Here is a 12,841-nt window from a genome sequence, read left to right on the forward strand (position 1 = left end):
GACTATAGTTAATTAAATTGTTACTATAATATTATCAACAAAAGGACGGTGAAAGAAGGTTATGAAAGGACTTGTAATTAAGAAACATTGGATAAATCTTATATTAAGCGGTCAAAAAGATTGGGAAATTCGAGGAAAAAATGCAAAAATCCGAGGAACAATTGCGTTGATTCAAAGTGGTTCAGGCATGGTATTTGGAACTGTCGATTTAGTAGATTGCATTCCCTTAACGAAAGAAGCCTTTAATAGCAATCATGAACATCACAAAATCCCTGTGACTGGAGATACAGAACCACCTTATAAAAAAACTCACGCATGGGTCTTTAGAAATCCTGTTATCTTTCCAAAACCGATTCCTTACTCTCACCCTCTCGGTGCAGTGATATGGATAAATATTAAAGAGAATATAGAAGTAAAAGATGATGATATTAGGGATTGGTTCAACATCTCAACATCATCTAACTTATTACATTCAGGCGATGTTTCATTCAATAATCTTTTACGCTTATATAAATCAGCACTCATGAAGTATTACAACATTCATACATCTACAAATATAACGAACTTTTTTGAACAGGTGAAAAAATTAGAGATGCCTCGTTCAGCAGAATTATGTACGGAATGGATGTTAGACAAGGGGCTTTCTCACTTAGAGACTATCAAATCAAAACTACCTATTTCTAAAGAGGATATCCCTTATTTAGATTATGATGCTTGGGCTCTTCAAGAGACATTAAAGCATGAAGACTCCCCATATGCAGATGATTTATGCTCTACATTAATAGACATCCTTAGTACCCTTTCTACAAGTACATTAAATAGAAAGTTCCGAAACGAAAAAGAGTGGAGTGAATGAAATGACAAAAGAATATCAGATAAAAGAAGGCATGATTATTTACGCAATTATACCTTCATGCAGAGGTGAAAAAGTTGAACCCTGTAAAGTAAGGAAGTCACTGAATAACTCTATAGAATGGAACTTAAAATGCTTATCTGAGGAAGAGAAGTATTTTAGCATCGGGTTTGATACGAATTATATTGGAAAAATCTACTCCTTTGACAAAATAGAAGCAGAAACACACTTGAAAGAAATGAAGGAGAAAAGCAATAAAGCTTTCCAAAATGCCCTCTCCTCAAAAGAAGAGATTTTAAAAAGATTATTTTCAGGATGGGCATATGATATGACGGAAGGTGAAGAAGTTCAGATTATGGAAAGACGAATTGAAGAAGAGTTTGGAGTAAAAGTGCGATGAACTACTCTCTTAATTCGAAGACTACATTAGGTTTTAAATGGTCAGAAAAAGAGAATGATTGGATGATTTATTTTCCAAGGTCAGGAAGTGGTTCTTATCTACATTCTCAACTGCTTGAAAGACGTTTCTTTCTCTCTTTATTACAGGAATTGTTAAATAGAGATTATGACCTCTCTACTTTTTTGTTCCGAGTTCATACAAACGAATTTTCTGAATCACATCCGAGAAAACGAACAAGCCATTTTAGAAAGGAAAATGTTCTGGCCGTTTACTGGAACTACCAGACAAACGATTGGATGATTCGCTATCCTGATAAGTCAGATGGCTCTCTCATTGCATTTGACTTAATCGGTAATGATTACTTCAAGAATGTTTTAAAAGAGCTTGAAAACCGAAAATATGACGTTAAAACACTATGTATTTACGTTGAAAGAAGAGAAATGGATTCAACGACCCAAAACAATATAAGCACTTGGATAAAAAGACGTTTATCAACCGCTTATAAATAAAAGGAGGATACAACATGTTACTGGTAGAGTTCTTTCAAAATACACATGACCTAAGACGTGAAGTTCAGAAACAGTTCAAAGAACGTGGTTTTACACTTCCTGAAAAATATTTCGTTATGAATGAAGCATTAGGATATGCTCCTAATATAAAAGAACTAACAAATGATGAGATACATAGAGTTTTAACATTACTGAAGGAAAAGTATTAGACAGTTTACGGAGAAATTTATGTCAAAAAAACGTGAAATATTTAGATTATTAGAAGAAGATTGTGTAAACCCTACAAGTGAAGAAATCATAAAGAAGTATATTAATAATTTGATAAGAGAAAATGAAGAATTAAAAAAGAAAAAACGAAAGGTTGTGTCATAAATGAACGAAGCAATTGACGGAAAGAAAATGTATGAGAATTTAATAAAGATAGGATATAAAAGTGTTGGTGTACACGATGATAATGAAATTCTTTCTAAAGAATTTTCTGAAGGAACTTTCATTCTTTTCGCATTTAAGAACGATGAGTGTATTGGAACAATGATTCTATCACAAGAGCAGTTACATGCGATGCAGAATCTTAAATAAGAAATGAATAATAAAATCAAGTTTATTCATTTCTTAGTAACCATGATTTTAGGTGGGGGCGTGGGGATATCAGGAATTTTTGCTCTTGTAATTCCTTTTGCGGAGAATAAATCCATGTTTAGTTTATTCGTATTAGCATTCCCTGTTCTCTCTCTTATTTATTTTATTTACTTAATACGTTCCAATACAAAAAATATAGGCAGTTTATTCACTCATGTAGGAGTATTTATTGCATCTGTTATATTGATACCTTGGCTTGTACTCTATCTTACAAGTTAGCGAAGAAAAGCACCTATTGGTGCTTTTTTCTTTTTATGTGGTAACTATTTCAAAAAAACAATCTATCTTTCGTTGATTCCCCATATAATAAGTATAACTGTACAGAATGGAGTTGATAGTATGGATGGATTTTTCGAGCTAATTCTTCTTGGTCTTATTTTATTTATATTGATTCTTTCTTTCTCTGCTTTTATCGAACAAAAATATCCTGAAAAACAAGGTCTAAAATTTGTGCTACCTACAATTCTTATTGCTATGTCCTGCTTAACCTTTTATATCTCTGCATTCCTTTTTGACGGTTGGTTTATCATAGGAGTAAGTGTTTTATGTACAACTGTTTTTATAAGCTCCACTATTGGTTTTATTGCATCTGTATTTATACATAATAAAAAAGAGCAGTAATTTACTGTTCTTTTAATCAAATCTATCATTTTCTCCTAATACCCATTTCAAAGCTGAAATTTGCGAGCTATTTTGTAGCAGTTGGGAACGAAAGGCTTCCCTATCTATTTCCCTTTTCTTGTAAGAATCTCGTATAATATCTTCGGTGGTATCCAAATCCTTAATCTTATCTCTTATCCACTGCTCTGTTTTCATTTTTAAAACGGAATTAAATGATATTATCATAGATTCATTTTCCATAACGACAGTCTGGAAAACATCTTTAGGAATTCGTTTTTCATAAAAAGCATTTTTATAGTTTTCAATCGTTTTAAAACAAGCTCTCATTTCGTCCTGTATTTCGTGAACTGTTTTCATGTATTAGCTCCTTTATTTTCTTTTGTATCGTTTGTACCAATCCTTATATGAATAATCATCACAATAAGACCATTTTTGCCCACTATTTAATAATGATTTTTCTTCAGCTCCTTTATCTTTAACATATGTATTGTAATAATAGGTAACTTTCCATTCACAAATGTCATATTGGTCATATAGTTTTTTATATGCACTTCCGTTTGCAATCTCACCTTTAAACTTTCTAACCTTTCGATTGGCAAATTTTCTTTCTGCTTTTTGATTATCTTTTACACATGGTACTTTTTTATAACTTCTGCTCATACATATCACATCCCTTTCTTAGGGACCATTATTTGGTCCACCTAATGGACTGTGAAATGAGGAATTCTCACTCTTTGTTGATGCATCTTTCTCATATACACCACATCCTTTCAGTCTCTCCATACGCCTATTCAATCGTAACAAAGTGTTTAAATACCCTTTGTCTTTCTACATTATCTAATCCATAGGCATATTTATCCGTAAACTCTTTCCAGTTTGTACTTTCATTCAAAGTATCCATTTTTACTTTCAGAACTTTTTCTAATTCTTTTTTATTGATAGAAGCCTCATATGTTTTCCCTTCAAACGGAAGGATAACTTCTAAGTTTTCTAATACTGGATTCTTTTTGAATAGTCTTGTTGTTTCAATCACAAATAATTTATCAATCTTGTCTCCTGTACTCCAATACTCTTTATATGTTTCTTCTTTTAAATCTTTCATTGAAGAGTTTTCAGAAATGACCGCTTGATATGAATCATAATAGGTTAAGGTAGCATGAGTATCAGCAATATCAATTTTTTTAATGTATTCCCCACCCATCATTAAATTCACTTCATTTGTAAACTTATCTTTTTCCAACTTTGGCTTTTCTTTCTGCTTATTTTCGTCAGATGCATTACCATCTTTATTTTCTTCAGTTTTATCTTTTTTCTTATTCTGAGAATCTAAAACTTTTTGCAATTGCTCTTGTGTTAATTTTGTAGTTTGTGTTTTTTGTTCTTCTTCATTGTTTTCACAACCTACAGAAATCGCTAACACACCTATACTTAGAATCCCTAATAGACACCTTTTTGCAGTTTTATTCACGATATCAACTCCCTTATTTAATTTTATTTATTTTATCAACTAAAGTCAATAAAAAGAAGTTTTATAGAATATATGCCTTTTTGTTATCCTCTATTAACAAAATCATCTTTATAGAGGATTATTTAACAATAAATCAAATAAAAACACAGATTCTATACAGAACCTGCGTTCAATTTATTCTCTCCCTCAAATAAGGAGATATTTTATTCTTTATCACTTTTTCTGACAACTCATCTAAGTATGTTACATACACTAAATCCAGATTATAATACTTACATAAATCTATTTTTTCCTTATCTCTTTCCTGCCTTCTCTTCAGTCCTTCTTCACCACCCATGAACGGAATAGGTTTGTAATGTTGTTCCCCCTGATATTCAATGACAAGCTGTAATTCTTCAATATAGATATCCGCTTTTAGATGGTCTAACTCATATTGATGAATAACCGTGTATCCAGGAAACATTTCTTTAATTAATTCTAAAAGTTTAATTTCAGATGTCCACTTTTTCCCTATTGCAAAGTACCCCATTCGAGTTCTTATAACATTTTCACAGTATCGTTTAAAATCTTTAGAGGATTGCTCGTCCAGAACCAGTCGTCCCCCATATTGCTCTTCTGCAATTAGAAGCGGGACAATATCCCCAGGAATATGCTTTGGGTAGCAAATATCTCTAAATCTATTATCTAATCCATAAGAATAGGACAATGCCTTTATATAATATCCATAAATAGAATAAAACTTTGTTTCATTCATTGTTTTTCCATGTCCATACTTCGGACAAACTTTATTACAGATATGGCATAAGTTATCTTCGAATTTAATGTTTTGAATAAAGATTTCCATTAATTCCAACTGTGATGCTTTCGGAAGACCACTAAACGATAAACGTTCTTTTACTTTTAAATAATTTTCAACACCTTGCTTTTGACACGAACAATAAAATAAGGGGCCATATTTCTCTTGTTGAAAGGCATGAAATACTCCCATTCTTGTAGGATAGTGAACAAATGGATATGGCAACTCTGGTTCATATTCGACAAATACTCCTCTTGTAATCTCAGGTATCATTTCTTTCGGCACAATTTTAGAACGCATGGGTTCACCTTCTCATCTTTGTTATTGATAGATTACTTGATAACCATCTTCTTCTAATAAACGCCCTACAATCCCCCTATGACACTTATCTTTATTCTCGCAATAACAAACCAATACTGCATTTTCTCCTGCCTCTAAACGCTCTTTAAGACGCTTATACGCTTTTTGAAAGTCCTTTCTTTCTGTTGCTTCTTTAATAAACGATTCTTCATACAAATCATACCATGTCCCTGTATTTCCTTTTTTTAATTTCTCTTTCTCTTCCTCTGTAAATTTTAACTTTTTCCATTTATCTTTTGTTTGAAAAAAGAGATGTAAGGATGGAGATAGATGTGGTACATGAACAAATCCTTTTCCAACCATAATCCCTTGTTTTATGCTTCGGGTAATATGCAGACGCACAGCATATGGGTGTGGGTCAAAGTCGTGTAAATTCTCAAATGATGTAATACAAACAAACCCTTTCACTTTTGTTTCCCCCTTATTTTTTATAATCAAATTAATAGAAATATTTATATATCTTTCCCTTTGCAAACGAAATCCTCATTCACTCTCTTATTTTTCAGCACCTTCGAATATATAATATAAAGTACACATTAAATAAGGCGTTTCTATGGAAAACTTTATTAAAAAGAGATGCAGAAAATATGTAACCTTATACAATCAGGAGGGATTTCTATGTTAACTATGAACGATGTATATTATGGGAAAATTTTCATTGAAGAAAAGTTTGATAGCATGTTAGCTGAATATGGTGTTATAGTTCTTGGTGCTTATAATAAAGACTTAGGTTGCTTTGAAAATTGTCTAATGTCAGGTGTTGTTAACGATAAATTGAAAAAATTAGCACAAGATAACATCTTAGGTTTTGATGGTGTTGTGGTTAATCAATTAGATGGACTAACCACACTTTTAAAACGACAAGCTACTATGTAAATCTAATTATTACAAACAAAGGTCTTATACAATACATGTAAGACCTTTGTGATAAGAAAAATTCTTGTTTATTCTTGTTCTTCAATCAATATAATTGAATGACCAATTCGATTTAGTTCCTTAGCATTTTTCAATGTTATTGAACTTTCTTGATTCTGCAAAGTAGCATCTACAACAATTAATTTAGAGCGAGATAGTAACATAATCACTCCTTTACTAAGCGAATTCTGAAAAATTTCTTTATCAAAAAAGTGAACATTCGATTTACATCCATCAGGGAAAAACTTATCTTCATCCCCAAAAATTGTTACCTCATCATAACAAAGACATTCTTCAATAAAACCACCTATATCACTCTTTTCTTTCTTATACGTTTTGAGTTGACACTCGTTAAGTACGTCTAATAAAGGATGAGGAGTTATTGTTTTTACTAAACCAGTTTTCAGCATTTTTTCGATATCAAACGGAACGTCATGATTCACTTGAATAAAAGACAAAATATCTGCATCTGCTTGAGAATATGAATCAAACGGAATAGCGTTCCAAGAATTCCCCCAAAAACCATGCATGTTTTTTGTAGGAATACCTCCTACATAAGACCTTAACTCTCCATCATCATCCATCGCCAAATACTTAGGAGAACCTACCAAGAGGTCTTTATTGCTATGTATCTTTACTAATAAATTCATTTGCTGTTCATTTAATTTCATAAACTCCACTCTCCCATTCTAATTATCTACAAAATTTATTCACACTATAAAACTTTTATCATGTAAAAAAGACCACAAAACAATATTTGCAGTCTCTTGTACGGATACTATCAGTGCTTATTTTTTCTGGAGAATTTCTTCGTATACAACTTTAGACCAATTTTCTAACTTGTCTTTAATAGATGGTAGGCCTTCTTTATCTACCCAAAGCCCTTTAATCACGCCTTCTTCTTGGCTTTGAATATCATCTGTACGTAATTCTACCATATAAACAAATCCTAAATGGTCATCTTCTACACCGCCAGATAGTTTGATTAACCCTTCTAAATGAATAGATTCAATCATTTCTGAAGTAATTCCCGCTTCTTCCGTTAACTCTCGATACAAACCATTCTCAATCGTTTTAAACAGGTCTACATCCTTATTGCTTACGTGGATATCTTCTTCACCTACATGACCACCAAGCATCCCCATTTTTCCAATCAATCGAATTTCACCACTATTACCTTCTCGAATAATAAAGAAGTATTTGTTTTGATGTTTTACAATTACATACGGAATGGGATGTCTTTGCACCGCATTGTATTCAAGGATACTTCTTCGGTCCACTAATACAGGAACGGTTTGCATAGCATCAATAATTGCTTCCATATTTGTAAATCCAGTTGGAACAAATGCTACTTCCGATTCCTCAAAGCAAATAATACGTTCTTTTGTGGAAGGCTTTAATTCCTCTAAAATAGATGCTTTTTCTTCATGTAAAGCTTTTAACTTCCATTTATTTGTTTCTACTTTGATTTCTTCAAGAATTTTGTTTAATTTTTGTTGCATCCTATTCACTCTCCATCTATTTAATCTATATTAAGAGTAAATCATAAATTAACTATAGTCAATATATTTTAATTCATTTGAGCCTCTTTAATTAAGAAGTATACTGCAAACAATACATGAACAATACTAACTGAAAGAAATACAAATTGCGTAAATATAGATGCACAATTCATTGAAGAATAAATATAACCACTATAAGCCAATGCAGAAATCGTTGAAAAAAGCACACAATGATTCATGCCCATCACCTCTTTTCCAATCTGAAAATTTATTTAATTCATTATAGAAAAATTGAGTGATTTTATTCGTTTAATCAGCGACAACAAAAAAAGACCTTGACAAATGTCAAAGTCTTTTTCGCTATATTCTTACATGCTCATTGCTTCTTTTGTTTGTTGACTAAATGTACTACATAAAATCTCCAATTCCTCTTCAGATAAGATACTCTTCTTCAGGTCTATTTCATTTGTAACACCAATTTCATAAGCATACCCATAAATTTTAGCTAACAAAATCTCCCCTGCTTCCGAAAGGTCTGATTGAGGTGTACCAGATAAAGTGTACATATCATTCGCAATCTCATCTACAAAAGCATTTTTAAATAAATTCTTTTTCTTAATTTGATATGAATTATTTTTAATACTGTTTAATGTTGTTTTTGTTACACGATGATTCTCTTCGTAAACACATAATGAACGATTTACAACTTGGAATGCATCATTTAATACATTACCCATAATTTCATATACACTTCTTACACTTTCTTGACGAAGACTTTCTCTTACTTCTTCTGCCACATCATCATCAAATAAATTTACATTCGCCATAACAGGAAATGCTTTTAAGCTTGTTCGCAAATAAAAGCTTTCAGCGTATTTATCCTCTGATGGAATGCGACTCATAATACTTCTTTTAATGCCTTCTTTATTTAAAGCTCCCATTTGTTCCAAACTGCTCTCTAATGATTCTTCAAAGATTTTAATCAATTGAATCCAGTTGGCTAAGATATTGTCTCTCACTTCAAAATACTCAACTCTTGCTTCTTTGACGTATTTTGAAAAATCTTTATAGATTTCAATTGGTAAATATTCATTATCATAACCAATTGCCATACTTGCTTTCATTTTTCTCACTTTTGCTTCAATGCTTCTTAGCTTTTTCTCATAATCGTTTGGAATGAAATTCAATCTTCCATTTCGAATATAATTCTTAAAGAAAGAACCCAACTCTTCAGATTGACTTACATCTACCCCAAATAATCCAGGTGTAACTTCTACATAGTTACGTAAACGTCCCACATGAACTTTTACTAAAACACCTTGTTTCTGTAAATATTCATCCACATTTTCTACGGTTACATTTACTCCATCATCTTGTAATCCTTGTAAAATCTCTTCTGTTTGTACTGTGTTAACTGTTTTCATTGTGTACACTCCTTTTTAATTTTCAATACCTGTTTGATGATTAAACCAAAGTTATGAAGACAACTTCATTCTAACTCTCAAAAATAAAAATGTCAAATTTTAACATTTAAGTATTGATTCAAGTTATTAAAGTACCTGTTTTTTATATTCCCTTTATATTAATTAAATTTCATAGGAGATATTCAATGAATTATTGTTTTTGGCAAATAAAAAAAGCCCGCATTTTCGCTGACTTTACTTTCGTCTTATATAATTAAGTGCTGTTCATCTTCGTGTTATTTTTCATGCGTTTTTCTTTAAATGTCAGATACTCCATTCTGAAAACAAATAAAAAAAATGCTAATCCATAACATTCTATGACTACGTTTTCTCGTTTTGTAAATAAATCAAATGTAATAATTGTAATTCCTGTTAGGGGATACAACATAGGAACTACTTCTGAAAATTTTATCGTTCTTTTTCTTTTCATGAAGTCTCCCCCTTTCGGTTGTTATAACAATACATTGAGCAGGAGCGTCAGAACCATTTTGACGTTCCGTTCATTCGCTCCTGGCACCTTGTTTGTCATGACCCTATATCATATACATTTCATTATATTTATATTCAAATTTTTATTAATGGAGCAGTTCTACCACTTTATCTTTTGCTTTTGTCATTACATTTTCACCAGTTTCATTTGCTTTATCTGCAATGTGTTGTGTATCAACAATTTTATTTTCTTCTCGTTTCTTATCAAATTCCGTTGCGAATGTATTTACTTCTCGCGATGAGTCTTCTGTTAAAAGCTCAGATAATCCTAATTTTTCATTCAAGTCTTTTGGTCCCCAAACAAACCCCGCTCCAAATAAAATCACAATCGCCATAGCGACTAAAGCTAATTTCGCAAATTCTTTCACGATAAACCCAATTATAACAAGAACGGCAATTATAATGATGAATACAATAATCATGTTCATAGTATCACCTCCTTACTTGCTTTCTGTGTACATTTCGTCTTTTTGATATAAAGATAAGAAGCCCTTAATATCCTGCATGATTTCATCATGTCTCTCAGCATATTTTTTTGGAGGTTTTAATTCGCAAATCCTTTCATAACTCACTTCGACTTTTCTTATGTTTAAATCAAATTCCCTTTTCTTTTCCTCTGTTGATAAATTATTTTGACGTACTTGTCCCATTCCACTTAATGCACAGTGAGAAATCGATACTAAATTATTCAAATACTCCTCGTTGCTTTCTTTTTCATATTCATCTGAAAAGAATCGTATAATAGCAAAATATGTTGGTGGTTTTTTATCAAAAAATAAATTAAATAAAACCACTAAATAAAATACGATGCCAAATCGGAATAACTTCTCGTACAAAGGAATTGACCCTTGAAAGGCTAAGAACATAAAAAAGAATGATAATACATAAATAGTGTGTTTAAAGCATTGCATAATAAACTGTTTTTTCATGAAGTCACCCCAATCTTTATTTTTTATACATATTAATGTACTGCATTTTAGCCCAAAACATTCCGCATAGTAGAACCCACTTTACATTGACTATTGTCAATGAAATACATATCCTTAAAGTATGGATTTTTAATTCATAGAAAGGAGATGGTAATAATGAAATTACAAAAAAGATGGTTATTATGTGGTCTATTTTCACTATGTACACTCCCTCATATCGTTCATGCAGAATCAAAAGAACCAATTAATCATGAATCTGTAAAAAAAGAACCCATAAATAATGTAGAGAAAACATTTACACAAAAACATACTTCTATAGAAGGTTGCGAGATTAGTGATGAAGGTAAAAATATTATCGAGGATTATATGGTTAAAAAATATATGCCTATCGAGGGTTGTGAGGTGGTAAAGCCTCTTCCTGTTGAATGTGATATTAATCATGAAAAAACCGAACCACCACCTGAACCTGCTCCAGAAGTACAACAAACTGAACCACAACCAGTACAACAACCAGAAGATACCACTCAAGAAACCGAAAATGTAGAGGTTCAAAAGCCTGAACAACATATTGAAGAGAAAAAAGAAAATCAAAATGTTAAAAAAGTTGATAAAAAAGTAGTTCAAGAGAAAAAACAAGTTCAAAAGACACAAGCTGTAGAGCAAGAACCAAACTCTGAAACTCAACCAAAAGAAAAAGAAGTTTCGAAGACTACTATTATTAATAAAGGAGCTTCTATCGAGATGACGGAAGATGAACGTTATTGGTTAGAAAAGTTGGTAGAGGCTGAAGCGGCCGATGAGCCATATGAAGGAAAAGTAGCTGTTGCAACAACAATTGCATATCGAGTAGACGATAAAACAGAGTTTCCTGATACAGTGATGGAAGTCATTAAAGCTCCTAAACAGTATTCTCCTTGGATGGATGGTGCTATTTACAAACGAACGCCAAGTGAAGAAACAAAACGTGCAGTAGCAGAAGTATTCGACAAAGGTGTAAGGAATTTACCTGAAGGTACTGTGTACTTCTATGACCCACGATACGCTCCTCATAACTGGATGGAACGTACAAGAGCATATGTAACTACAATTGGCAATCATGTCTTTTGTTCTATACACGCTAAATAAGGGATAGAAAAACTGAACGAAAAATAAAAAGGCTCGCAATAAGCGAATGCCTTTTTTTATTTATATATAAAATTTATCCCCGATTTATTAAGCAACAAACTTTTTCTCCTGCACATTAACAATTTCTAAAACCTCTGGATTTTTGTGGCAAATATACACTTCTCCCAAAGATTTATCATTGTACTTAATTACACTATTAAGATTCTTTATTACAACATCCTCAATTTGTCGCTGTATACAATCTGATTCGTATGTAATTTTGTCTTCAAAATCAAAATAGAAAGATTCATTGCTGTCTAATTGTAGATTTATCTCTTTATATATCTTCGTTATAGACGTCTCGCCTTCTAAGACATACATAATTAAATCTTCAATATTGATATAATCAGAAAAATCTATACCTATCTCATTTCCTACTTTTCCTAAGAAATCATATAATTCTCTCTCTGATGTACAATCAATAATATCTTCTTCTTTAATACCAACAGAATAAACAACATTTCCATAAGAACTTGCTACAGAATAGTTTTTTGTCATATAAATGCCATATCCTTCTACTAAAATATGTTCCTTATGAACCGCTAATTCCTTACTGATTTTAAACTCATCAAATACACGATTTGAACAATGAAATAAAGTTACCATACTATAAACATCTCCTGTTTTATCAAATTTTTAAAATACCTGTTTTGTATAATCAATGTATTCTATGTATTTGAATTAGAAGTTATAATGCATTATGATTAATCTCAGATAACGTGATGATTTTATT

General features: G+C 31.6%; 22 protein-coding genes. 9 read left to right on the forward strand and 13 right to left on the reverse strand.

Annotated elements, in window-relative coordinates; translation table 11 throughout:
• The first annotated feature begins 61 nt into the window (after positions 1–61).
• The 7 genes from CQ064_RS10455 (at position 62) to CQ064_RS10485 (ending at position 3,022) form a co-directional block, all read left to right on the forward strand.
• Positions 62–856, forward strand: a complete 795-nt coding sequence (locus CQ064_RS10455; protein WP_000677467.1) for an ASCH domain-containing protein — start codon at positions 62–64, stop codon at positions 854–856.
• Position 857: 1 nt separating this feature from the next.
• On the forward strand, positions 858–1,253 hold the full coding sequence (locus tag CQ064_RS10460) for a hypothetical protein (protein ID WP_000159907.1): 396 nt from the start codon (positions 858–860) through the stop codon (positions 1,251–1,253).
• Positions 1,250–1,762 carry a hypothetical protein gene (locus CQ064_RS10465; protein WP_001109822.1) on the forward strand — a complete coding sequence of 171 codons (513 nt, stop codon included), beginning with the start codon at positions 1,250–1,252 and terminating at the stop codon, positions 1,760–1,762. The genes CQ064_RS10460 and CQ064_RS10465 overlap by 4 nt, the downstream gene beginning before the upstream one ends.
• 14 nt (positions 1,763–1,776) lie before the next feature.
• Positions 1,777–1,971 carry a hypothetical protein gene (locus CQ064_RS10470; protein WP_000927822.1) on the forward strand — a complete coding sequence of 65 codons (195 nt, stop codon included), beginning with the start codon at positions 1,777–1,779 and terminating at the stop codon, positions 1,969–1,971.
• Positions 1,972–1,990: 19 nt separating this feature from the next.
• On the forward strand, positions 1,991–2,134 hold the full coding sequence (locus tag CQ064_RS33590) for a hypothetical protein (RefSeq protein WP_000039109.1): 144 nt from the start codon (positions 1,991–1,993) through the stop codon (positions 2,132–2,134).
• Positions 2,135–2,341, forward strand: a complete 207-nt coding sequence (locus CQ064_RS10475; protein ID WP_001001056.1) for a hypothetical protein — start codon at positions 2,135–2,137, stop codon at positions 2,339–2,341.
• A 399-nt stretch (positions 2,342–2,740) separates the two neighbouring features.
• Positions 2,741–3,022, forward strand: coding sequence for a YesK family protein (locus tag CQ064_RS10485; protein WP_000348605.1), 282 nt, complete (start codon positions 2,741–2,743; stop codon positions 3,020–3,022).
• A 12-nt stretch (positions 3,023–3,034) separates the two neighbouring features.
• On the opposite strand, the gene CQ064_RS10490 is transcribed toward CQ064_RS10485, so the two are convergent.
• The 5 genes from CQ064_RS10490 to CQ064_RS10510 all read right to left on the reverse strand — a co-directional run bounded on the left by CQ064_RS10490 (position 3,035) and on the right by CQ064_RS10510 (position 6,054).
• Positions 3,035–3,379, reverse strand: coding sequence for a hypothetical protein (locus CQ064_RS10490; RefSeq protein WP_000859467.1), 345 nt, complete (start codon positions 3,377–3,379; stop codon positions 3,035–3,037).
• Positions 3,380–3,391: 12 nt separating this feature from the next.
• On the reverse strand, positions 3,392–3,682 hold the full coding sequence (locus CQ064_RS10495) for a hypothetical protein (RefSeq protein WP_000091670.1): 291 nt from the start codon (positions 3,680–3,682) through the stop codon (positions 3,392–3,394).
• Between the two features lie 127 nt (positions 3,683–3,809).
• The gene (locus CQ064_RS10500) at positions 3,810–4,490 is read right to left on the reverse strand and encodes a hypothetical protein (RefSeq protein WP_001043841.1); all 681 of its coding nucleotides are present in this window, start codon (positions 4,488–4,490) and stop codon (positions 3,810–3,812) included.
• A 169-nt stretch (positions 4,491–4,659) separates the two neighbouring features.
• Positions 4,660–5,586, reverse strand: coding sequence for a hypothetical protein (locus CQ064_RS10505; protein WP_001256704.1), 927 nt, complete (start codon positions 5,584–5,586; stop codon positions 4,660–4,662).
• A 21-nt stretch (positions 5,587–5,607) separates the two neighbouring features.
• Positions 5,608–6,054, reverse strand: coding sequence for a DUF488 family protein, N3 subclade (locus tag CQ064_RS10510; protein ID WP_000675764.1), 447 nt, complete (start codon positions 6,052–6,054; stop codon positions 5,608–5,610).
• A gap of 210 nt (positions 6,055–6,264) precedes the next feature.
• On the opposite strand from CQ064_RS10510, the gene CQ064_RS10515 reads away from it, so the two are divergent.
• A complete protein-coding gene (locus CQ064_RS10515; RefSeq protein ID WP_000957072.1) occupies positions 6,265–6,522 on the forward strand; it encodes a hypothetical protein in 258 nt (85 codons plus the stop codon).
• A 68-nt stretch (positions 6,523–6,590) separates the two neighbouring features.
• Here the strand turns inward: CQ064_RS10515 and CQ064_RS10520 are convergent, their stop codons facing one another.
• The 7 genes from CQ064_RS10520 to CQ064_RS10545 form a co-directional block, all read right to left on the reverse strand.
• A complete protein-coding gene (locus CQ064_RS10520; RefSeq protein ID WP_000772906.1) occupies positions 6,591–7,232 on the reverse strand; it encodes a hypothetical protein in 642 nt (213 codons plus the stop codon).
• A 117-nt stretch (positions 7,233–7,349) separates the two neighbouring features.
• Entirely contained in the window at positions 7,350–8,063 is a 714-nt protein-coding gene (locus CQ064_RS10525; RefSeq protein WP_001186326.1) for an NUDIX hydrolase, read from the reverse strand.
• 68 nt (positions 8,064–8,131) lie between these two features.
• A complete protein-coding gene (locus CQ064_RS33595; protein ID WP_001015071.1) occupies positions 8,132–8,302 on the reverse strand; it encodes a hypothetical protein in 171 nt (56 codons plus the stop codon).
• 129 nt (positions 8,303–8,431) lie between these two features.
• Positions 8,432–9,487, reverse strand: coding sequence for a hypothetical protein (locus CQ064_RS10530; protein WP_000859801.1), 1,056 nt, complete (start codon positions 9,485–9,487; stop codon positions 8,432–8,434).
• Between the two features lie 253 nt (positions 9,488–9,740).
• Positions 9,741–9,956 (reverse strand): hypothetical protein, encoded by a 216-nt coding sequence (locus CQ064_RS10535; RefSeq protein ID WP_000824136.1) that lies wholly within the window; start codon positions 9,954–9,956, stop codon positions 9,741–9,743.
• A 145-nt stretch (positions 9,957–10,101) separates the two neighbouring features.
• Positions 10,102–10,443, reverse strand: coding sequence for a hypothetical protein (locus CQ064_RS10540; protein ID WP_001055965.1), 342 nt, complete (start codon positions 10,441–10,443; stop codon positions 10,102–10,104).
• 12 nt (positions 10,444–10,455) lie between these two features.
• On the reverse strand, positions 10,456–10,944 hold the full coding sequence (locus tag CQ064_RS10545; protein WP_000743855.1) for a hypothetical protein: 489 nt from the start codon (positions 10,942–10,944) through the stop codon (positions 10,456–10,458).
• 156 nt (positions 10,945–11,100) lie between these two features.
• Here CQ064_RS10545 and CQ064_RS10550 point away from each other — a divergent pair, with 156 nt between their 5' ends.
• On the forward strand, positions 11,101–12,069 hold the full coding sequence (locus tag CQ064_RS10550; protein ID WP_000776000.1) for a cell wall hydrolase: 969 nt from the start codon (positions 11,101–11,103) through the stop codon (positions 12,067–12,069).
• An 87-nt stretch (positions 12,070–12,156) separates the two neighbouring features.
• On the opposite strand, the gene CQ064_RS10555 is transcribed toward CQ064_RS10550, so the two are convergent.
• The gene (locus CQ064_RS10555) at positions 12,157–12,714 is read right to left on the reverse strand and encodes a hypothetical protein (protein WP_000256989.1); all 558 of its coding nucleotides are present in this window, start codon (positions 12,712–12,714) and stop codon (positions 12,157–12,159) included.
• Positions 12,715–12,841: the final 127 nt, after the last annotated feature.

It is taken from the genome of Bacillus sp. MYb78, from assembly GCF_002975115.1.
GTDB classification, from domain to species: Bacteria; Bacillota; Bacilli; order Bacillales; family Bacillaceae_G; genus Bacillus_A; species Bacillus_A cereus.